The following is a 21,377-nucleotide window of genomic DNA, read 5'->3' on the forward strand; positions in this document are numbered from 1 at the left end:
GATACCGACATGTCCTCCGCTTGCGCCGATCTGATTCCGCCCGCGACATCCCGCTGGTTCATTTGCGACGTCGACGCGCTGTTGCGCGCCGGCGACCATGCCGCGCTCGACGCGCAACTCGATGCCGCGCTCGCCGCGAGCTTCGCCGATCGCACCACCGAGGCGCGGTACGTCGACGCGCTGCCGGCCGACGTGCAGCCGTGCATCGACGCAGGCGCCGAAGGCCTCGCGCGCCTGCGCGCATGGCAGGCCGCGAACCCGCGCTCCGCGCACGCGTGGCTGTGCGAAGCCCACTACTGGCACCACTGGGCCTACGAATACCGCGGCAGCGGCTGGGCCGAAACGGTGACCGAAGCCGGATGGATCGGCGCGCATGCGTGCGCGACGCTGACGCTCGTCGCCGCGCTGCGCGCGCTGGTGCTCGCGCCGACGATGTGGAGCGCGCCGATGGTGATCTTCACGAGCGTGTCGTCGTTCGGCGAACCCGAGTGGCTCGCGCAGCTCGTGCGCGAGCGCCGCTGGCCCGTCACCCAACTGCACCTGAACGCCGGCGCCGAAGACGAAGCCACGCACGCCGAACTGCAGCACATGTTCGCGCGTTCCGGGCTGAATCCCGACGTGCCGGTCGCCTGCCCGCCGGAATTTCCGGACGCGCTGCCCGGCCCCGTGCACGGCAAGAAGCTGCGCAAGGAAAAGTGGTACTGGATGGAAGCGACGCTGCACATCCATCCGAAGCTGTTCTTCCCGATGCGCACGTTCATCTGGTACATGCAGCCGCGCTGGGGCGGCTCGCACGATCACGTCCGCGCGTTCGTCGCGTCCGATGCGTGCGCGCACCTCGATGCGGTCGAGAAAGACCGGCTGCTGCACGAGATCTGGCGCGACGACTACGCCGGCAACACGCTCGATGCGGATGACGACGACGACCATGCGCGCCACGCGATGACCGCGACGCTCGCGCGCGCGCAGGCCGCGCTGCATCCCTATCACCGCTCGGAGACACTGCGCTGGCTCGCGCACAGCCATTTCGAGCGCGGCGAGTACGAACAGGCCTACGCGCGGCTGCAGGAAGCCGAACGCAGCACGCCGATCGACGACAACCGCGCGATGGGGATGGGTTTGCGACTGGCGCTCCGGCTCGATCCACATGGCGACTGGCTGACCCGCGCGGTCGAACGTGCATCGGACGCTCGCGCGTGCACGTCGGCGATGATCCTGCGCGGCTATGCCCATCGCACCGGCACGTTCGGTTTCGTGCAGGATCCCGCGCGCGGCGACGCATGGCTCGAGGCCGCGCGCCTGAACGAGTCTGGCTCGCTCGCATGGAACCAGATCGCCAGCGCGCTGGAGTACGACAACCGGCGCCCCGCCGATGCCTTCGCCATCTGCGAGCTCGGCTACGAGGCGGGCGGCGATTCGTGCGGCTACCTGCTCGGATGCTTCTACAAGGACGGCACGCATGTCGAGGCCGACCCGTACCGCGCCGCCCACTACTTCCGCGAGTCGATGGAAGCCGGCGGCAACATGGCCGCGTACCGGCTCGGCTACACGTACCATCAGATCGGGCAGACGAGCACGGACCGGGCCGAACGCGCGCGCATGCAGGTCGAGGCCGTCGAAGCCGCGCGCAAGGCGCACGAGATGGGGCATACCGACGGCCTCGAGTGCATGCTGATGTTCATCGGCGACATCGAAGATTATCCGTCGCGCCATCGCTACGTCGACGAGCTGCGCCGGCATGCCGAAGGGGGCCACCCGGCCGCGATGGCCGCACTGTCGTTCTTCCTTGCCGACATCAACGACAAGTCGCTGTACGACTATCGCGAAAGCGTGCGCTGGATCATGGGGGCGCAGGCCATCGCGCCGGACGACGAATACGTGCGCACCATCACGCGTGTCAGCCACGAGGACGGCATGCTCGGGAAGCTGCGCTACAAGCTGCAGCGCAAGCAGATCAAGGCGCACGAGATTCCCGGCGCCGACAACGCGATGGTCTGAGCATGGCCGACGCACGCGCCCGCTCGCCGGCGGGCCGTGCGTCCTGGCCGCGTATCACCCCGGCAGCCGGTCGAGAAACGCCAGCATCGCCGCGTTGAACCGCGCGGGTCGCTGCAACGGCGCGAAATGGCTCACGCCGGGCAGCATCGTCAGCGTCGCGCCCGGGATCGTCCGCGCGAGGTACGCCGCATGTTCCGGCCGGATGAATTCGTCGTGCTCGCCCTGCACGACCGCAACCGGCACGGCGATCGCCGCGAGATCCTGCGCGGTGTAATTCGGTTGCGTGCGCATCATTTCGCTGACGGCCGCGACGAACGCGTCGAACTGGTCCGGTGTCGCGGACAGTCGCGCATAGTCCTTCCGATGCCGCGCGAAACAGCGGTCGATCAGCGGGCTCGGCACGATCTCCTTCGTCCCGCCGGGATCCATGTTGCAGGCGAAGAAGAACACGCCGGCCGCGCGTTCCGGCGCGCGGGCGGCCAGCACGAGCGCGATGCAGGCGCCGTCGCTCCAGCCGACGAAGCGTGCACGGTCGACGTGCAGCACGTCGAGGACGGCCAGCACGTCCGATGCCATGCGTTCGTACGAATAGGGGCGGTCGTCGCGGGTGCTGCGGCCGTGCCCGCGGCTGTCGATCACGATCGCGCGGTAGCCGGCCGCGCGCAGCGCCGGCACCTGGTTGCCCCAGTTGCCGCCGTGGCCGAGGCCGCCGTGCAGCAGCACGACCGCCGGCCCCTGGCCGAACGACGCGTGCCAGATGCGCGCGCCGTCATGCTCGAGCCATCCTTCGACGTCGGCTGCCGGCAGCGGCGTGCCGCCGTGTACGTCGAAGCGAACGAGTTCGTCGTCGTCGAGTTCCGCGTTCATCGTTCAGCCGTCCTTGAGAGGGAGACGAACTGGCGATTGTAATGCGTGCGGCCGATGCCGCCACGGCCGCTCAGGCCTGCGTCGACACCAGCCCGCCCGACTGCGAGGCGCCGGATTTTTCGAGCGCCGCGGCAAGTTGCGAGATCGCCGTCGCGAGCGCGGCTGAAATCGTGCCGGCTTCCGCGCTCAGCGACTGCTGCTCGACGGCCGCGGCCGGGTCGTCCTTTGCACGCTGGGCCGCGGTGGCCATCTGCCGCTCCAAGGTCGCGAGCTGCTTCTGCAGCCGCTCGATCAGCGCCTTCAACTGGGCGACCGCCGGGTCTTCCGGCGATGCGTCCGTTGCGCCGGACGTGGCACCCGTGACGCCGGTGGAATCCTTCGTGCCGGTGGTGCTAGTGGTGCCGTTGGTGCTGGTAGCGCCGGTCGCACTGGTGACGCCGGTCGTGCCCGTCGTGCTCGCGGCATCCGTCGCGCCGCCCCTGGACGACGTCGCGGCGGTCGGGTTCGCGGCCACACCGCTGTCCGCGAGCGGCGATCGCGCGGTCGTGGAGAAATCGATCTGCATCGTGTCGGTCCGTGTATCGGTAAACGAAGTGACAAGGGGCGAAAATCGCCTCCCCCTCGTTTACGGCATTCGTCACACGAAACTTGAATATCGGGTCGGGTGAATTGCCCGGCGATAAACGCAATTGATCGCGAAAGGGCCAGATTGGCGGCATGACGGCGCTGGTAAAATCGCCGCTTCGCCGGCTGGAAGCACGCATCGGACGCCTTGTCGAGGCCCGATCGCGCGATGCCGCCGGCTCCGGCTCGCGGACTGTCGAGGCGCGGCATGCAACGTATGCCGACGACGCCCTCGCAACTTCCCGAGTCGCCTTTTCCGTCCGCCTGCATGCGTGCCCCGCTCACCGACCGAGCGTCGAACGCCGTGCGGCACGCATTCACTTCATCACGCATTCGAGGAACACACGATGGCCCGCATCGGCGCCTTCTGCATCACGACGTGGCTCGCCGCCGCGATTCTCTACTTCGGCCAGCACTCCGTCGCGATGATCGCGCTCAGCGGCGTCGTGGTTTTCGGCGGGTTCGATCTGCTGCGTCCGTAACGGCGGTCGTGCGGCCCGGTGTGGTCACACCGCGCGCGCCTTTCCGCACGCATCCTCATGTGCGCGTCGCCGGTCCGCCCACCCCTTCGACCCTTGAAGGAGCGCATGCCGCTCACGACCGAACGGCCCGCACAGTTCCGTCGTGATCCGCGCCACCGGCTTGCGCGATCCACCACGCTTCGTCGAGTCGCGCGATGATGTTTTCCGCTATCTCACGGCTGAGCCGCAAGCCGCCGACAAGCCCGCCACACGCGTCAGCGCGGCAACGTCCTCAACGAAGACGGGCCGCCCGTCAGCGCGATCCGCTTGCCCGTGTCGCGCAGCCTGCCGCCTTCGACCGCATACAGCGCAAGCTGCCGTTCGACGTTGAACTGCACGATCACGTGCCGGCTGTCGGCGGTAAACGCGATGCCTTGCGCGGCTTCGCCGCCCGGCACCTCGTTCACCTTCACGGCCTGCCCGTCGCGAATCTCGAACAGCAGCACCTTGCCGAGCTTGTGGCGGCCCGGGTTGTCGGCCGTCAGGTTCGAGCCGTCCATCGCCTGCACCGCGATCCACTTCCCGTTCGGCGAAATCGCGACGCCTTCCGGCAGCGACGGCACCGTCAAATACTGGACCGTGCGGAACGGCACGCGCGACACGTCGATCAGCGCGACCGAATCGGCGTCGCCCGCGAGCGTGCCGGTATAGCCCGGCAGCCCGGCGAGCCCGACGTTGCTGACCACGGCCCAGCGGTTGTCGCTCGACACGTCGATCGTGTAAGGCGCGACGCCCGTGCTCAACCGCGTGCCGCTGTCGGTCACCTTGCCGTCGTCGACGTTCAGCACCGCGATGCCCTGCTCGTCGCGCAGCGACACGAGCGCATGCTTGCCGTCGTGCGTGAAGCTGATCCCGGCCAGCCGCTTCTTGCCGATTTTCAGGTTGCCGTCGAGCGTCACCTGCGTGCCGTCGATGCGCAGGATCGACACGCTGCCGTCGACATTGGCGACGAGCGCGAGCCGGCCCGAGCGATCGATCGCGATCCCTTGCGGATGCGTGCCGAGCTCGATGCGCGTGATCGCGGGCGGCGCGCTGTCGAGATTCACGACCTGCAGGAACGTGTCGAATACGAGCTGCTTCGCGGCCGTGTCGTAGCGCGTCGGCGCGCCGACCAGCGCGAGCTTCGCATCGGGCGTGAGCGCGACGGCCTGCGGCGGCCCCTGGATGCCGTTCTCGACGTCGACCTGCAACGCGACCTTCGGCGGGAACGTGCTGGCGTCGAGCAGCGTCAGCGTGTCGGCGGGCGGGGAAGGCAGATAGGTGTCGCGGCCCTCGACGCGCTGGTACTTGCCGTCGTTGCCGGACACGATCCAGTCGGCGGCATGCACGACGGTCGTCGTGGCGAGGGCCAGCGCGGCGAGCAGGCGCGCGCTGCGCTGGCGGAACGGATTCGAATGCATGGCGGTCGGTTCTCCGGATCGGTTGCGGACGCAATGGATTGCCGACCCTGCTGCCCGACGGGCCGGCGCCATCGCATGATGCCCGAAAGCGCGCGAGCCCGGTGACCGCTCGACGATATCGTCGAGCCGATACACCGGCCGCGCGAGCCGTTCGTAGCGGAATAACCCGTAGTCCGAACCGGTCACGCCGTGGCTGTCGCATTCGGGACGGCTTGCGAACCGCCCGTCGCCATGAAGGATTTTTCCACTGATTCGTGGTTCGAATCAATTTTTATCCAGGCCACCCTTCGCCTTTCATGTTCTTCCGTCGGATCCTCGTCTGATGAATGTCGGCGACATGATTCTACGTTCTACGCTTGCGGCCCCTGTATGCCTGCGATGCAAATGTTCAATCGGCTCGCGCATCGAAAAAACCGAGACCGGAACACGCGGTAAATCGAAGTAAATCGACTCGCGTAGAATGCCCGACCATCCATCCGAGCGGGGCCACGCTTCCATTCCACTCGCACCGGACAATACCCACAAAAACCGCGGCAATCGCGACGATCGTCGACCGACGAAGCCTTCATGAGCCAACCGATCCTGTACCTCCTCGCCGGCAACGGCAGCGCTGCCGACTGGTGGGACGACGCGCTGCCCCACTTCCGGCGCTATCGCCCCGTGCCGCTCGAACTGCCGGGCTTCGGCGATCATCCCGCGCCGCCGTGCGGGGATCTCGCCGCGTATGCGCAGGCGCTGCTCGACGCGACCGAACCCGGGCACGCGATCATGGCGGTCGGCGTGAATGCGCTGGTGGTCCTGCACGCGTTGCAGCGGCGCCCCGGCCACTTCGGCCGCAGCGTGCTGCTTGCCCCGGTCGGCGCGTTCCTGTGGGAGCGGCGCCTGCCGAAACTGATGGCGCCGAAGCCGCTGCGCAAGACCATCCACTGGCTGCTCGCGCACTACCCCGCGCTGTTCGCCCGCCAGTTCTCGAACCGGACCTGGACGCCCGCGCAGTATCGCCGCATGGGCGCCGGCTATGCCCGTTGCCGCGCGTTCCTGCCGCACTGGGATCTCGTGCGCGCCGATACCGCGCTGCCGCTGCTCGAGTGGGTCGCCGATCGCATCGAACTCGTGTGGGGCGACCAGGACGCCGTGCTCGGTGTCCGTCAGGCCGCCGCGTGGTCGGCGATCCTCGCGCGCGCCGACCTGAGCGTGACGCTGCAGCCCGGCTGGGGACACTATCCGTGGATCGATGCGCCGGCGGCGTTCGCGCGGTGGCTCGAAGGAGGCGACACGGGCTTCGTCGCGCATACCAAAGGCGGGCGCCTCGCGCTGGCCGCGATGGCCGGGCTGCCGGTGCCGCCCGCGCTGTCGCTGACTGCCGCCGACGATCCACGCCTGCCCGGCTTTCTCGCGAGCCATCCGGACGCCGGGTGGGCGATCCGCTCGTCGAGCCATGGCGAGGACCAGGCCGACGCGGCGAACGCCGGCCTGCATACGACGTTCCTGCGCGTACCGGCATCGCAAGCCGCCGCGCGCGTGGCCGAACTGCTCGATGGCGGCCTCGAGGAAGCCGTCGTGCAGCGCTTCATCACGCCCGTGCTGTCGGGTATCGCGTTCGTGCGCCATCTCGCGGTCGAAGTCGAATGGGTCGAAGGCCACCTCGAAACGCTCGCCGACGGGCAGGCCAGCCCGCAGCGCGCGATTCTGTCGCGGCTCGGCGAGCCGTGGCAGCGCGGCACGTTCCCGACCGCGCACGGCCTGAGCGCGCGGCAGCTGTGGGACTTCCTGCAACGCGTGCTGCGCGCGTTCCATTACGTGCCGGGCGACGTCGAATGGGCGTGGGACGGCGCGCAGCTGTGGCTGCTACAGTACCGTCCGATCAGCACCTACGGCTGGCATCGCCACCTGACCGCCGCGAACATCGCCGAGATCCTGCCGCCGCAGCCGAGCCGGCTCGTCGAATATGCGCAACGGCGGGCAGCCGGCAGCATCCCGGCCATCATGGCGCGCTGGGATGCGCGCGTGCTGCGCGACAACGAACCGTTCACCGCGCTCTATGGCGGCGCGTCGTACATCAACAACGACCTGTTCCTCGCGCGTCTCGCGGACTGGGGCGTATCGGCCGCCCACTACAGCGGCGAGATCGGCGGCGCGACTCCGCCGCTGCGCTGGCGACCGCTGCGCCTGCTGCGCGCGTTGCCGGTGTTCTGGCGCATGCTGCGCGTCGCGCGCGGGCACCTGACGACGCTCGCGCGCGGCCTGGAACGCTTCGACCGGGAGCTGGCGACGCTCGTCGAACGGCGCGCCGACGGCCAGCAACTGGCCGACTGGTTCACGCGCTTCTACGTGTTCGTCGTGCAGGGCAACCTGTGCATCGCGTCATCGCTGGCGAGCAGCGGCGGCACCCTGTGGGGACGCCCGCCGACCGCGTACGGTCAACTCGACGACAGCCCGCACCGCCTGCCGTGGGAAACCGATCCGGGCACCGCGCGGCCCGCGGCCGCCGACCTGCCGCTGCAGGCGTTTCCCGACTGGCCGCTGCCGGTCCGCGTACTGCACGCGCTCGGCGCGCCCGGCATGCGCGGCTGGTATCTGCAGGTGCGCGAGTGGTATCGCGACAACCTGATGCGCGTGTTCTTCCGCCTGCATCACGCGATGCCGGCCGCCGACCGCGACACGTGGTTCGCGCCTCACTCCGAGCGTCGCGATCGCAACGGCGGCTTCTGGCAGGACGGCAGCGAAGGCACCGACGAGGCCGCCGGCTTCATGATCTATCCGGGTGACATGCAAGGCGTGCTCGGTCGCGACATCCTGCTCGAAGACACGCTCGACCCGGGCCGGCACGCGCAGTACCAGGCCGCCCGCGCGGTGATCGCGCGCATGGGCGGCCGGCTGTCGCACGGCGCGACGCTGCTGCGCGAACTGCGCAAGCCGTCGGCCGTGCTCCCGCGCGTCGATGCGGCGTGGGTCGGGCACGAAGTGCGGCTCAGCGACGGCCGGCTGACGCTCGTCGAATAGGACGCGCGCCGGCTCGGCGATCCGGCAACCGCGTCGCGCACAGCGGTTGCCGCCTGCCGAATCGACACGCATCAGCGCAGCGGCGTGCGGATTTTTCCGTCGACCTTCAACGTGCGCCGGTCGCGCGCGGCCTCGTATTCGACCGTCTGCGCGGGCGTGACCGCGCCATAGGACCGGCCGTTCACATAGACGACGCCGTCGCGCAATTCGACCCGGTCGCCGTTGACCGTCGCGGTGGCCCGGTCGCCCTGCAGCACGGCGCCCGAACAACCGGCGCTCGAGAAGCTGCGGACCGACGTGCCCGGCGTCGCGGCGTTCCCGCCGCCGGGGTCCGCCGCATGCGCGGCGCTGCACGGCGGCGCATCCAGGGTGCCGGCCGCATGGAGCGGCGGCGCCCCGATGCCGCTCCCGGCAAACAATGCGATCGTCATCGGCAGCAGCTTGTTCATCATGATCTCCGGGGCTCGTAGCCGTCGATCGACGGTCGATCGGCGCCCTGCTCGCAGGTCGGGCAACACCGCCCAGTATGCGACCACTTCGCCGCGCGCGGCCATCCGCTTCAATACCCGTCGCGACACCGCTGTCCGAGCCGGCTCCCCGCGCTTCGCCCATTCGGCCACCGGCAGCACGAAAGCCCCTCCCGCAACCGCTCCTCGTGAAAATCCGCCTTGCTCGAGTTGCGACTCGCAACTATTATTGATTGCGATACGCAACCGTTCGGGAGCAAGCCATGGACCTCATCGACGCACCAGCCAAGCCGCGCGACGCGACGATCCTCGAGCTGCGCGACTTCTCGCGCAAACTGGTGCGCGAGCTCGGCTTCATGCGTGCGACGCTGGCCGACAGCGACTGGGCGCCGTCGGCGGTGCATGCGATCCTCGAGATCGGGATGGCGCCCGGCATCAACGCGAAGGATCTCGGCGCCATCCTGCGGCTCGACAAATCGAACACGAGCCGGCAACTCGCACGGCTCGAAGCGGCGGGTATCGTCGAGCGGCGCGTGTCGAGCGAGGATGCGCGCGCGATCGAGCTGTACCTGAGCCCCGAAGGCAAAAAGCTCCGGAATAGAATCGACACGTTCGCGACCGACCAGGTGTCGAATGCGCTGCGCCGCATGATTCCGGCCGACCAGCAGGCGCTGCTGCGTTCGCTGGCGCTGTATGCCGATGCGCTCGCGCAGGACAACGCGGCCAGGCCGCCCGTCGCGGCCGCCGATGCGCCGTCGATTCGCGACGGCTATCAGCCGGGCTGCATCGGCGACATCGCGAGCCTGCATGCACGCTTCTATGCGGAGCACTGGGGTTTCGGCGCGTTCTTCGAACAGCGGGTGGCGACCGAGCTGGCCGCTTTCGCGGGTGCGCTGCCGGCCGACGGCAAGGCGCTGTGGCTGTGCGAGGAAGACGGCCGGACGCTCGCGTCGCTCGCGATCGACGGCGACCCGGCGACGGGCGTCGCGCACCTGCGCTGGTTCATCGTCAACGACGCGTTGCGCGGCTCGGGCGTCGGGCGTCAGTTGATGACGCTGGCGATGCGTTTCGTCGACGAACACCGGTTTCGCGAAACCTACCTGTGGACGTTCAAGGGGCTCGATGCCGCACGCCATCTGTACGAGTCGTTCGGCTTTGCGCTGACGAGCGAGTCCGCGGGCACGCAGTGGGGAACCGAGGTGGTCGAGCAGCGCTTCAGCCGGGCGGGGCCGGCTGGCGGGTGAGATCGGCGGAAAACGGTGGGTAATGCGCGGAAAACGGCAAGGAAGCGGGAAAGGAAAACGTCGATCCGGTGCGGCGGCGCGGCCGGCGATGTCGCGATCAGGCCGGACACCGAATGAACGACAGCGGGCCGGCGGGGAAACGCCGTCCGGCCCGCCCTATCGAACCGGACGGCGCCGGACGGCCTTGCCGCACGGTGGGCGTCAGCCCTGATCGTCCCCGGGCCACCAGGTCTTGGCCTCGCGGTCGACGGCGAGCGTGTCGAGATCCTTGCCTTCGAGCCATTTCGGCCGCGGGCCGCGCCCCGACCACGAGCGGCCGGTCGACGGATCGTAGTACTTCGCGGGCGCCTTGCGCTTGCGCTGGACGATGTAGCCGAGCGCGCTCAGCACTTCCTGCTGCGAAATTCCCAACAGCTCGACCTGTTCCTTGAAGGCCGCGAGCGCGGCTTGCTTCTCCTTCTGCTTCGCCTCTGACAGCTTGATGTTCAGGTCCCGAAGTTGTGCTTCGAGTTCCTGCAGGGCCTGGGTCATGTATTCATCCTCTTTGGGCATGTTTTTGCAAAAAGCTCCGATGGCCGAACCTACCACGAAGTTCCGCCAATAGGGGCTGTCAAATCGGTGAATCGTCCACCTGAGCCGGCATGATTTGCGCGATGCGCACCAAACGACGTCGTGCGTCACTGACAGGCAGGACCAGGCCGGCAACGGGCGGCACGCCGCGTACGCCTGCACGGGACGAACGGCGGCGGCAAGTGATTCGCCGCACCTGACAGGGGCGCGGCATGGCGCGAATGATAGCAGTGCGCGGCGCCGTGTTGCAGAAGTCGCCGATCGGAGTCGATGCGGGCCCGGCGGTTCAGCGGTCTTCGCTGCCGGCCTCCCATGCAATCCGGTCGAACAGCGCGCGCAGCTTCGCGCCACGCGCCGCATTCAGCGCCGTCGCGTGCGCGACGCGGCCGGCCAGGTGCGCGCGGAAATCCGGATGCGCGTCGCGATTCTGCGACGCCGGACCGTGCCGGATGCAGTTGGTCAGGATCGCCTTCAGGCGATCGAACGTGTCGCGCGCGAGGTTCGGATGACGGTTGACGACCACGCCGGCCAGTTGCTGCCGCGTGCCGCGCCGCATCACCCGCGTCTTGCGCCATTGCAGCGCGAAGCCTTCGTCGAGCGCGATCGCGGCGACCCGGATTTGCAGCCGCTCGATGTCGCGCGCGAGCGCCCCGCCGCCGGAAAATGCGAGATCGTCCGCATAGCGCGTGTAAGTCGCATCGAGCGAACGCGCGAGCGCGGCGAGCCGCATGTCGAACCGGAACGCGCACAGGTTCGCGAGCGCCGGCGACGTCGGCGCACCTTGCGGCAGATGCCGTTCGCGATAGCGCTGGCGGCCGAGCCAGTCGAGCCGGTCGCGCAGGTCCGGCGCGAGCAGCCGCGCCGACGGCACGCGATTGGTGCACAGCCCGGTGAGCGTGCGCGCGACTTCGGCCGGATACCCGAGCGTCGCGAATAGCGCATGGACGCGCGCGGCGCGCACGGACACGAAGAAATCCGCGAGGTCGAAGCGCACGACGACGTCGCGATCCGCATGCGGCGCCGCGAACGACACGATCCCGTGCCCCTTCCGAAAACCGTGTACCGCGCCGTGCGGCGCGATGCGATCGAGCAGCCCGTGCAGGATGCGGCGCTGCGCTTCGCGCAGCCGTCCCTTCGGGATTTCGACGAGGCGGCACCCGCCGCCGCGCTTGTCGACCGGGACGTACGTGTAGTGATGCAGCGGCGTGGCGCTGCCGCGCGCATCGACGCGCCAGTGATCGGACAGCCAGTCGAGTTCCGGTGTGCCGATGCCGAGCCAGCCGGCGAGATCGCCGGGCGTCGGCCATTGCGGCACGTCGCAGCCGGCGAGCGGCGCGGGCGGCGGTCGCTGGACCAGCGGCCGGCGCACGACGCGGATCGTCACCGGCCGACGGTCGCCATACCACGCACGCACGAACGCGGGCGCGTCGGCGAGGATCGCCGCGAGCGCGTCGGTGTCGGTATCGGCCCAGTTCGCGGCGAAGCGGACGAGCGCAAGGTCCGCGCATTCGTGCGTCCACGGCGGCGCGTCGCCGAGCACGGCCGCCATCCGCGCGACGACGCCGGCGCGCTCGGGCGAACCGGCGAGCATCGCCTCGGCAATCGTTCGGATGGTGTCGCGCAGGGATGAGTACATGGACGGAGCGGGGCGGGACGATGAGCCAACGTGGCTGGTGCTGCGAGCGCCGTCGTTGCGCAACGCGCAACATGCGCGCTTGCGACGCATCGGCGTATCGATCTGATCCACGGGGTAGCCCCGTGGTCCTGGAACATCGGCTGCCTGTTCCGGGGGTGTGCTTGACCCACCGCCCCGCGTCGCGACTTTAAGCGGCGACGACGCCAGGTGTCAAATCGAGCCGGACGATGCGCGGCGGCGGCGCGCTGCGCTCGCCCGGTTCCCCGACGCTCCCGGCCGATGCGGCAAACGGCCCGCTCCGCCCAGACCCCTGCTTCCCTACATGTTTCCCGCCAGATGAAACCGCGACGCCGGATGCCACAGCCTGACCGACGTGGCGACCTGTTCGCCGACCCACGTCCGGCGTCGCAACAGCAAACACGGCTCACCGATTTCCATCACGAGATGCCGGCGCACCTGCGCATTGGGCTTCTCCGCGTAGATCTGGAACTCCGCACGCTGGATCGGCGCCAGTCGCACCATGTAATGATTCGGCGTCTCGAGCGTGAAGTCCTGCTCCAGATACGCGGGAAACAACGCCGGATTGACGTAGCGATCCTCGAACTGGATCGGTTCGTCCTCCTCGTAATGCACGATCCGCGAATGAAACACGGGCCCGGCGCGCAGTCCGAGCGCGTCGATCGCGTCCGGGTCGACGCTGCGCTCGATCATCAGCACGCGCGCACTGTGCCGATGGCCACGCTCGGCGATCTCGTCCGCGATGTTGCGGATTTCCAGCACCGTCGACTCGTAATGCCGGCGCTCGACGAACGTGCCGGCACCCTGGATGCGAGTCAGCACGCGCTCGGCCGTCAGTTCGCGCAGCGCGCGCGACACCGTCATCCGGGCCACGCCGAATTCCTTGACCAGTTCCGCCTCGGTCGGGATCGCGGCGCCGGGCTTCCAGTCGCCCTTCGCGATCCGCTCGACGACGTAGCGCTTGATCTGCTGATAGGCAGGCAGCGCCCGCGCCGGTACGGTGTCGGCCGATGCCGACGCCTGCCGTGCGGAAAGTTTGCGTTCCGTTTCGCTCATGCGCCCTCGACCGGATGAATGTGGGGCAATCGGCCCGTCCTTGACCGTCGTCACTGCAACGACGGCGCCGCACCGGCGACGATGCCGGCCGCGATCGCGATATCGTCCGCGAGCGGCCGGTCGTCGTGATACGCCGGCACGCGTTCGCGCACATGCCGCCACAGCGCGTCGGTCGACGCGGCCCGCGCCGTTTCGGCCGGCTGCAGGTCGTACGCCTGCGCGGCCGCCAGCAGCTCGATCGCGAGCACGCACGTCGTATTCTCGATGATGTCGAGCGCCTTCAGCGCGGCCGGCGTCGCGTGACACAGGTGATCTTCCTGCAGCCCCGACGTGATGCCGCCGTCGAGGCTCGCCGGCGCGGCAAGCCGCTGATTCTGCGCGACCAGCGCGACCGCCGTGTACTGCGCGATCATGAAACCCGAACAACTGCCTCCCGGTGCGGCAAGAAACGCCGGCAACCCGCTGACGAGCGGATTCACGAGCCGGTCGAGACGCCGTTCGGCGATCGCCGCGACCTGGGCCATCGCCGCCGCGAGGCTGTCCATCGCGAGCGCGATGCCGGCGCCGACCGCATGCGCCTGCGAATGCACGGCCGGCGCCTCCCGCGTGCCGGCGACGATCGGATTGTCGGTGACGGAGGCGAGTTCGCGATCGACGACCTCCGCCGTGACGTCGAACACGTCGCGCGCCGCGCCGTGCACGTGCGGAATCGTGCGCAGGCTGAGCGGATCCTGCGTATGCCGGCCGCTCGCCGCGGCCAGCATGCCGCTGTCCGCCAGCAGTGCACGCAAACGGCCGCCGACCTGACCGATACCGGGCGAAATCCGCAACGCGAGCGAAGCCGGATCGAATGCGGCGAGTTGCCCGCCGAGATTCTCGAAGCTCATCGCAGCGATCCAGTCGGCCCAGTCGAGCAACCGCTCGGCGCGCGCCAGCGCGAATGCCGCCAGCCCCGTGACGCACGGCGTCCCGTTGACCAGGCTCAACCCCTCCTTCGCGCCGAGAACGAGCGGTGCGCGGCCGATGCGCCGCAGCGCCTCGCCGCCGCGCATGCGTTCGCCGCGCAGCCGCGCATGGCCGTGCCCGACGCAGACGAGCGCGACGTGCGCCATGTGCGTCAGGTACCCGACCGAGCCGTGGGCCGGCACTTCGGGCAGGCAATCGTGCTCGAGCAGCGCGACGAGCTGTTCGACGACGTCGGCCCGGACGCCCGAATGCCCGTGCGCATAGTTGTTGATCGCGGCCGCGATGATCGCGCGCGTTTCGGCCGCGCCGAGCGGCAGGCCGACGCCCACCGCATGACTCATCAGGATGTTGTGCGACAGCGTGCTCTGCTGGGCCGGCGATACGATCACGTCGCACAGCGCGCCGACGCCGGTATTGACGCCATAGGCGCGAATCCCGCGCGCAACGATCTCGTCGACGAGTTCGCGAGCGGCCACGACGCGCGCGCGCGCATCGTCGGCCAACGCCAGCGGCTCGCCGGCCGCCACCGCCGCAACCTGCCGCCAGTCGAGCGGCTGCGCCGCACGGAATACGGTCATGGCAGCCTCAGTTCGCGGTGCGGTCGTGGTGGCTCGACACGAATTGCCGGAAGCGCTCGGAGGTCTGCCCGTCGAACACTTCGTCGGGCGTGCCGTCCGTATCGACCTCGCCCTGATGCAGGAACATCACGCGATTCGACACGTGGCGTGCAAAACCCATTTCATGCGTGACGACCAGCATCGTGCGCCCCTCCTCCGCCAGCGAGCGCATCACGCGCAGCACCTCCCCGACCAGTTCCGGGTCGAGCGCCGACGTCGGTTCGTCGAACAGCATCACCTTCGGATGCATCGCCAGCGCGCGGGCAATCGCGACGCGTTGCTGCTGGCCGCCCGACAGGTGCGCGGGATAGTAGCCGCGCTTGTCCGCGAGACCGACGCGTGCGAGCAACGCCTCGGCCTCCTCCACCGCTTCCGCGCGACTGCGCTTCTGCACGCGCAGCGGCCCCTCGACGAGGTTGTCGAGCACCGTCATGTGGGACCACAGGTTGAAGTTCTGAAACACCATCCCGAGCTGCGAGCGGATCCGGTCGACCTGGTGCCGGTCGCTCGGATGCAGCTTGCCGTCGCGCGCGCGCTTCATCGCCAGTTCTTCGCCTGCGAGCGCGACGGAGCCGTCGTCGGGCGTCTCGAGCAGGTTCAGGCAGCGCAGGAACGTGCTCTTGCCCGATCCGCTCGCGCCGAGGATCGAGATGACGTCCCCCTCGTGCGCGTCGAGCGAAATGCCCTTCAACACGTGATGATCGCCGAACGACTTGTGGATGTTTCTGACCGACAGCGCAACGGGAGCAGTGGTGTTCATCGGATTCTCTTTGAAAGGACGGGGGACGCTCAGGAGGCGGCGCGCTGAGGATTGCGCGCCGCCGCGGCGGGCGCACCGGACGGCTTCGGCGCACGCAGGTGCCCGGAGAGCCGCCATTCGAGCGCGCCGAGCAGGCGCACGACGATGAAGTTCAGGCCCAGATAGATCAGAGCCGCGCAGACGAACACCTCGGTCGTCCGGTAGGTTTGCTGAATGATCTGCTGCGCGACGCCCGTCACTTCCCACACCGTGACGAGGCTCGCCAGCGCGGTCGACTTGACGAGCAGCACGGCCTCGGTCGAATACGCGGGCAGGCACTGGCGCAGCGCGATCGGGCCGATCACGCGCCGCAGCAGCGCGAAGCCCGACAGGCCGATCGAATAGCCGGCCTCGATCTGCCCGACCGGTACGGCCATCAACCCGCCGCGCAGGATTTCGGCCGTGTAGCCGGCGGTGCACAGCGCAAGCGACAGCACCGCGCAGACGTACGGCTCGCGCAGCACCGGCCACATGAAGCTGTCGCGGATCACGCCGAACTGGCCGAGCCCGTAATACACGAGAAACATCTGGATCAGCAGCGGCGAGCCGCGAAACACGAGGATGTAGGCCCGCGCGAAGCGGTTCGGCAGCCAGCGCGGCGACACGCGCATCGTGACGATCACGAGCGACAGCAGGCCGCCGAGCACCAGCGATGCGAAGAACAGGCCGAGCGTGGTCGGTACGGCCGCGAGCAGCTGGCGCAGCGTATCGACGAGAAAAGCGAAATCGATGGACATGCCCGTTCTCCGTCAGTTGCGCGCGAAATTGCGGCGGAACGACCGGCCGACGATCGCTTCCGCTCGGTTGAACACGCGGTTCGACAAGCCCGTCATCAGCAGATACAGCGCACCGCCCGCGACGAAGAACACGAAGTACTGGTGCGTCGAATTGGCGGCGATCTGGCTCGTGCGGAGCAACTCGGCGAGACCGGTAACCGAAATCAGTGCGGAATCCTTCAGGCTCAGTTGCCACACGTTGCCGATACCGGGCAGCGCGAAGCGCAGCACCTGCGGCACCAGGATGCGCCGCAGCACCATGCTGCGCGGCATGCCGATCGAGCGAGCCGCTTCGAGCTCGCCTGTCGACACCGCGAGCACAGCCGCGCGATAGACCTCTGCCTGATAGGCGCCCGAGATCATCCCGACCGCGAGCGCACCGATCACGAACGGCGGCACGCCGATGAAGCCTTCCGCGCCGAACCACTGGCCGACGGCCGTCACGAGCGTCGAGCCGCCGAAGTAGAACAGATAGATGACGAGCAGTTCAGGCACGCCGCGAAATACCGTCGTATACAGATCGCCGAGCAGGCGCAGGCTGCGGTAGCGCGACAGCTTCGCGGCCGCGATCGCCGCGCCGATCACGGCGCCGACCGCGAGCGCCGCGAGCGTCAGCGCGACCGTCATCAATGCGGCGAGAAGCAGCACACCGCCCCAGCCTTCGGTACCGAAGCCGAGCATTTCAAGAATCTCCATGCGTGCCTCCCTGCATGCGTTGAATGAATCCGCTGGATGCGTGCCGCCGCGCGTCGTTCGACGACCTTACGCGGCGGCGGCCGAACGCGCGCTTACGGCGTGACGTCGGTCTTGAACCACTTGTCGGCGAGCTTCTTCACGGTGCCGTCCGCGAGCGCCGCGGCGATCGCCGTATCGAACTTCGTCTTCAGGTCGGCATCCTGCTTGCGAAACGCGAGCCCCTCGCCCGGCCCCCAGATCGGGCCGCCGAGCTTCGGCCCCGCGAGCACGATCGATGCGTTGTCCTTCTTCGCGTTGTTCGCCGCGTAGTACGTGACGTCGTCGAACGACGCATCGATGCGCCCCGCGACCAGATCGAGATCGCGTTCGGGCGACGTCTTGTACACGCGAATCGACGCGATGTCCTTGAAGCTGTCGTTGATGAATTTCGTGTAGACGGTGCCCGACTGGATACCGATCGTCTTGCCCTTCAGCTGCTTGCGCAGCATGTCGACGGTGGGCTTGTCCGCGTTGGCGTCACCCGTGAGCTTGACGATCGGTGCGCCGGGCGCGGCCTTCGGCAGGATCTTCGTATCGGTGACGGCGAACGTCGCCGGCGTCGCCGCATACGGACGCGAGAACAGCAGGATCTTTTCGCGATCGGGCGTGATGGAAATCGCATCCATCAGGACATCGAACTTGCCGGCCTGCAGGCCGGGGATCATTCCGTCCCAATCCTGCGCGACCATGTTGCACTGCACCTTGATCCGCTCGCACACGTTGGCGAGCAGCTCCGGTTCGAAACCGCCCAGCTTGCCGCCCGGCAGCGTGAGGTTCCACGGCGCGTAGCCGCCTTCGAGCGCGACCGTCACCGTCTTCCATTCCTTGGCCTGGACCGGCGCCGCGAGCGTTGCCGCCGCAGCCGCGATGACGCCGATCGTCCTGATTGCCCACTTGATGCGCTTGCCGTTCACGAGATTTCTCCTTGCGTTGAGGTTCGCCATCCCTTCGGTGCAGCAAGCCGCCTCAGGAATTTGTCTATACAAGAATGCAAGAACAAAAACGGCGTAGCAAGTCGTGGTCAATAAAAACCGGGTAAACGCGGGAAATCCCCTAATTTCAAGGGCCTAGCGTGCATCGTTGCAGGGAATCCCGGCACATGTTTGGTGCAATTCGAGTGATCGAATCTCACGGATGACTAGACAAATTTTGAATTCGATCGCACGCCCGCTCGACCACGAAACATGTCTGAGGAATGGCGGCTCGCGGGTGCTGCGCGTGGCCGAATGGGATGGCGACGCGCAATACGGCCTCTGCATCGGGGTCGAGCGGCCCACCATCGTCAGCGGCGCGGGGGCCGCGTTGGGTCAATGAAGATCGGGCGGCAGCACGCGTGACTCCCGGAGAGGGATTGAGCCGCTGCACGACCCGCGGCGGATTCGCGAATGGATACCGGCGGGCTACCGCGCCTGCGGCGCATCGCGCAGCACGGCCCGCAACGCGGTATCGAACGGCGTCGCGTGATCGATCCCGAGCGCGCGCACGCGCGCCGCATCCAGATGACAGTCGTACGGGCGCGGTGTCGCGTCGGTCGGCTGGGTGATCGGCGCGAGCGACGCGTCGATGCCGAGCGCGGCCGCGATGCGCTGCGCGATGTCGTACTTCGTCATCGGCTCCTCGCCCGACCAATGGCGAATGCCCGTGACGGATTCACCCGCGAGATGACGCAGCGTCAGGTCGCGGATGACTTGCGCGACGTCCGGCGTGTAGGTCGGGTAACGGATCGCCCATGCGTCCATGCCGACCGCGCCGGCGCCCGGACGCGCCGACGCGACGACGGCCGGCACGAGGGTCGTGACGGCCGATTCGCTCCAGTCGGCGATCGGGCCGAAGAGCAGCGGCAGGCGCAGCACGCACGACAGCGGCGAGGCGGCCAGGAGCGCAGCCTCGCCTTCCAGTTTGGTGCGGCCGTAGATGTTCAGTGGATTCGGCGTGGCATCCTCGCCGTAGGGGGCGGCCTTGCCGTCGAAGACGTAGTCGGTCGAAATGCCGAGCGTCCATGCGCCGTATCGCGCGGCAAGCGCGCCGACGCGGGCCGGCGCGGCAACGTTGATGGCGCGGGCCGCGGCCGGGTCGCGTTCGCAGACGTCGGGGCGGCGTTCGGCCGCGCAAAGAATTACCGCCGCCGGTCGATAGGTTTCAAAGACGCGTTCGAGGGACGACTGGTCGAGGACGTCGAGCTCGGCGACGTTTTCCGGCGGCAGCGCGAGAAGTTTCGCGCCGGCGGTTTGCGGGTTCCGGATGGTGGCCAGCAGCGTCAGCGACGGTTCGCGAGCCAGGCAGGTCGCGACCGCGCGGCCGAGCAGGCCGGAGGCGCCGATGAGCAGGATGGTATTGCGCGGGGTCGACGGGAATGGGTTTGGCATGGTGGCGATAAATCACAGGAAACGAACGTATTATCGAGCCTCTTGGATGGCAGGAACGATCGCCGCGCAACGCTTCGGTCTACTGACTCGCATCCGGTCTCGAACATGCGCCCCGTTCTTCGCCCATTTCGCACCGGCCCACGGCTCCACGCAATGCGTGATCCGCGACGCGGATTCCGGCCACGAGCCGGTGCGCTGTACGCCGTGCCTCGGCACGCCACCGAACGCGCCGTCACCCGAAAAAAGCGACGGCGCGGGCAACCTGCATCGAGCCAACAAGGTTGGTTGCGATCAGACGATCGATTTGCTCGTCGGTTAATTCCTCGGCGGCGCCAAGGACGCCATAGCCGGCATTGTTCACGACGACATCGATCCGGCCGAGATCTGCGAAGGCGTGGGCAGTCACTTCCCTGATGGCGATGGTGTCCGTAACATCCAGCTGCGCCCGCCAAAGACGGTCGCCATAGTTGGTTTTCAGATCAGCCGGTGCGCCGGGCGTGCGGAGCGTGCCGGCCGCCTGGTCTCCGCGCGCAAGCAACCGTTCCGCCAGCGCTCGGCCGAGGCCGCTGCCGACACCGGTGATCAACCAGGTGCGTTGAAGGTTCGACATTGGTTAGTTTTCCTCAAGCCTTTGGGCGAACAGACTCAGCGTGAGCGCACGATAGTCGTCTTCCGAGCTACTGCGGCGAGCGTTCAGCAACGGATGGATGTCCTCGGTCGGCGCATAGCGGAGTCGATCGGAGCCATCGGTAGCGGCTGCGTAGATTGCGCCGACAACCTTCTCGACGGCGTCCGGCTGCGCGGTGCTGGCCATGCCTCCGTAAAGTTGCCCCACGTGCTGGAGGAACGGCTCATAGGCGTCGATTGCCTGCACACCGGCAGCTTCCGCGCCCATGCGGCTCATGAAGTTAGTCTGAGGTGCACCGCCCGGCTCAACGAGCTTCACCTTGATCCCGAGAGCAGAGAGTTCATAGGACAGACCTTCCGACCATCCTTCCAGGGCGAACTTCGACGCGCTATAGATCGAGGCCATCGGGAACCCGATAGCGCCAGCGCCCGAACTGACATTGATAATGGTGCCCGCACCATTCGCGCGGAAATGCGGCAGGATGGCACGAACGACATCCATCGGGCCAAAAACGTTCACGTCGAACTGCCGCCGAATCGCATCGTCCGACGCGCCCTCGAAGACGGCGAACAAACCATACCCCGCATTGTTGACGACTGCGTCGATTCGGCCGAAGCGTGCGATGCCTTGGGTAATCGCTGATGCAATGCTTTGCTTGTCCTGGACATCCAGGCGCGTGACCAGCGTGTTGGCCGCATCGAAAATCTCACCGGTACCTGCGCCAGGATTGCGCATCGTTGCAACGACATTCCAGCCCTGCGCTGCGAAGAATTTGGCCGTCGCTTCACCGAAGCCCGACGAGGCGCCCGTAATCAAAACTGTCTTCATTAGAGAGATCTCCTCTGTTCAATATCGTCAATGTATGGTCTATGATTGATGATGTAAACCGTTCAATCATGGACAGAAAGATGAAGGAAAATGGACAATGGAAGATTTCGGGATACGCACGCTTGGCGTAGTGAGCGCCGTAGCGGCGCATGGGAGCTTCAGGGGAGCCGCACTTGACCTGGACATGTCCCCCTCATCCGTAAGTCACATGGTCGCCAGCCTTGAAGCCAGGCTGGGCATACGACTGTTCCTTCGGAA

21 protein-coding genes are annotated in these 21,377 nt (G+C 67.8%); 6 read left to right on the top strand and 15 right to left on the bottom strand.

The window, feature by feature from the left end; translation table 11 throughout:
• Positions 1-9: 9 nt before the first annotated feature.
• The gene (locus tag AC3IFE_RS19805) at positions 10-1,998 is read left to right on the top strand and encodes a DUF4034 domain-containing protein (RefSeq protein ID WP_489191667.1); all 1,989 of its coding nucleotides are present in this window, start codon (positions 10-12) and stop codon (positions 1,996-1,998) included.
• Positions 1,999-2,052: 54 nt separating this feature from the next.
• Here the strand turns inward: AC3IFE_RS19805 and AC3IFE_RS19810 are convergent, their stop codons facing one another.
• Both AC3IFE_RS19810 and AC3IFE_RS19815 read right to left on the bottom strand, forming a co-directional pair.
• Entirely contained in the window at positions 2,053-2,865 is an 813-nt protein-coding gene (locus AC3IFE_RS19810; protein WP_489191668.1) for an alpha/beta fold hydrolase, read from the bottom strand.
• A 70-nt stretch (positions 2,866-2,935) separates the two neighbouring features.
• Positions 2,936-3,430, bottom strand: a complete 495-nt coding sequence (locus tag AC3IFE_RS19815; RefSeq protein WP_489191669.1) for a hypothetical protein — start codon at positions 3,428-3,430, stop codon at positions 2,936-2,938.
• Between the two features lie 406 nt (positions 3,431-3,836).
• Here AC3IFE_RS19815 and AC3IFE_RS19820 point away from each other — a divergent pair, with 406 nt between their 5' ends.
• Positions 3,837-3,971 carry a hypothetical protein gene (locus AC3IFE_RS19820; RefSeq protein ID WP_006405345.1) on the top strand — a complete coding sequence of 45 codons (135 nt, stop codon included), beginning with the start codon at positions 3,837-3,839 and terminating at the stop codon, positions 3,969-3,971.
• Between the two features lie 254 nt (positions 3,972-4,225).
• Here AC3IFE_RS19820 and AC3IFE_RS19825 read toward each other — a convergent pair whose 3' ends face one another.
• A complete protein-coding gene (locus AC3IFE_RS19825; RefSeq protein WP_489191670.1) occupies positions 4,226-5,410 on the bottom strand; it encodes a YncE family protein in 1,185 nt (394 codons plus the stop codon).
• A gap of 567 nt (positions 5,411-5,977) precedes the next feature.
• Here AC3IFE_RS19825 and AC3IFE_RS19830 point away from each other — a divergent pair.
• Positions 5,978-8,413 (top strand): PEP-utilizing enzyme, encoded by a 2,436-nt coding sequence (locus AC3IFE_RS19830; RefSeq protein ID WP_489191671.1) that lies wholly within the window; start codon positions 5,978-5,980, stop codon positions 8,411-8,413.
• 71 nt (positions 8,414-8,484) lie between these two features.
• On the opposite strand, the gene AC3IFE_RS19835 is transcribed toward AC3IFE_RS19830, so the two are convergent.
• Positions 8,485-9,042: a hypothetical protein gene (locus tag AC3IFE_RS19835; protein ID WP_489191672.1), complete on the bottom strand. Its 558-nt coding sequence runs from the start codon at positions 9,040-9,042 to the stop codon at positions 8,485-8,487.
• Positions 9,043-9,143: 101 nt separating this feature from the next.
• Here AC3IFE_RS19835 and AC3IFE_RS19840 point away from each other — a divergent pair, with 101 nt between their 5' ends.
• Entirely contained in the window at positions 9,144-10,124 is a 981-nt protein-coding gene (locus AC3IFE_RS19840; protein WP_089471584.1) for a bifunctional helix-turn-helix transcriptional regulator/GNAT family N-acetyltransferase, read from the top strand.
• Positions 10,125-10,325: 201 nt separating this feature from the next.
• Here the strand turns inward: AC3IFE_RS19840 and AC3IFE_RS19845 are convergent, their stop codons facing one another.
• From AC3IFE_RS19845 to AC3IFE_RS19880, 8 genes are all read right to left on the bottom strand, one after another.
• The gene (locus tag AC3IFE_RS19845) at positions 10,326-10,655 is read right to left on the bottom strand and encodes an H-NS histone family protein (protein ID WP_069619754.1); all 330 of its coding nucleotides are present in this window, start codon (positions 10,653-10,655) and stop codon (positions 10,326-10,328) included.
• A gap of 325 nt (positions 10,656-10,980) precedes the next feature.
• Complete coding sequence (locus tag AC3IFE_RS19850) at positions 10,981-12,330, bottom strand: reverse transcriptase family protein (RefSeq protein ID WP_489191673.1); 1,350 nt, start codon at positions 12,328-12,330, stop codon at positions 10,981-10,983.
• 318 nt (positions 12,331-12,648) lie between these two features.
• Positions 12,649-13,404: a histidine utilization transcriptional repressor HutC gene (hutC, locus tag AC3IFE_RS19855; RefSeq protein ID WP_301737161.1), complete on the bottom strand. Its 756-nt coding sequence runs from the start codon at positions 13,402-13,404 to the stop codon at positions 12,649-12,651.
• A 50-nt stretch (positions 13,405-13,454) separates the two neighbouring features.
• Positions 13,455-14,948, bottom strand: a complete 1,494-nt coding sequence (locus AC3IFE_RS19860) for an HAL/PAL/TAL family ammonia-lyase (protein ID WP_489191674.1) — start codon at positions 14,946-14,948, stop codon at positions 13,455-13,457.
• Positions 14,949-14,955: 7 nt separating this feature from the next.
• Positions 14,956-15,747, bottom strand: a complete 792-nt coding sequence (locus tag AC3IFE_RS19865; RefSeq protein WP_489191675.1) for an ABC transporter ATP-binding protein — start codon at positions 15,745-15,747, stop codon at positions 14,956-14,958.
• Positions 15,748-15,776: 29 nt separating this feature from the next.
• The gene (locus AC3IFE_RS19870; RefSeq protein WP_489191676.1) at positions 15,777-16,523 is read right to left on the bottom strand and encodes an ABC transporter permease; all 747 of its coding nucleotides are present in this window, start codon (positions 16,521-16,523) and stop codon (positions 15,777-15,779) included.
• A 12-nt stretch (positions 16,524-16,535) separates the two neighbouring features.
• Entirely contained in the window at positions 16,536-17,258 is a 723-nt protein-coding gene (locus AC3IFE_RS19875; RefSeq protein WP_301737163.1) for an ABC transporter permease, read from the bottom strand.
• Between the two features lie 92 nt (positions 17,259-17,350).
• Complete coding sequence (locus AC3IFE_RS19880) at positions 17,351-18,211, bottom strand: transporter substrate-binding domain-containing protein (protein ID WP_089471741.1); 861 nt, start codon at positions 18,209-18,211, stop codon at positions 17,351-17,353.
• 220 nt (positions 18,212-18,431) lie between these two features.
• Between AC3IFE_RS19880 and AC3IFE_RS19885 the strand changes: the two genes are divergently transcribed.
• On the top strand, positions 18,432-18,611 hold the full coding sequence (locus AC3IFE_RS19885; RefSeq protein WP_089471591.1) for a hypothetical protein: 180 nt from the start codon (positions 18,432-18,434) through the stop codon (positions 18,609-18,611).
• A gap of 86 nt (positions 18,612-18,697) precedes the next feature.
• Here AC3IFE_RS19885 and AC3IFE_RS19890 read toward each other — a convergent pair whose 3' ends face one another.
• The 3 genes from AC3IFE_RS19890 to AC3IFE_RS19900 form a co-directional block, all read right to left on the bottom strand.
• Entirely contained in the window at positions 18,698-19,663 is a 966-nt protein-coding gene (locus AC3IFE_RS19890) for a dTDP-4-dehydrorhamnose reductase family protein (protein WP_489191677.1), read from the bottom strand.
• Between the two features lie 232 nt (positions 19,664-19,895).
• Positions 19,896-20,273: an SDR family NAD(P)-dependent oxidoreductase gene (locus AC3IFE_RS19895; RefSeq protein ID WP_489191678.1), complete on the bottom strand. Its 378-nt coding sequence runs from the start codon at positions 20,271-20,273 to the stop codon at positions 19,896-19,898.
• Positions 20,274-20,276: 3 nt separating this feature from the next.
• Positions 20,277-21,119, bottom strand: coding sequence for an SDR family oxidoreductase (locus tag AC3IFE_RS19900; protein WP_489191679.1), 843 nt, complete (start codon positions 21,117-21,119; stop codon positions 20,277-20,279).
• Between the two features lie 97 nt (positions 21,120-21,216).
• Between AC3IFE_RS19900 and AC3IFE_RS19905 the strand changes: the two genes are divergently transcribed.
• On the top strand, positions 21,217-21,377 hold a 161-nt coding region (locus tag AC3IFE_RS19905), incomplete at its 3' end, for a helix-turn-helix domain-containing protein (protein WP_489191723.1).

This window comes from Burkholderia sp. APQ4-4ca (assembly GCF_057837105.1).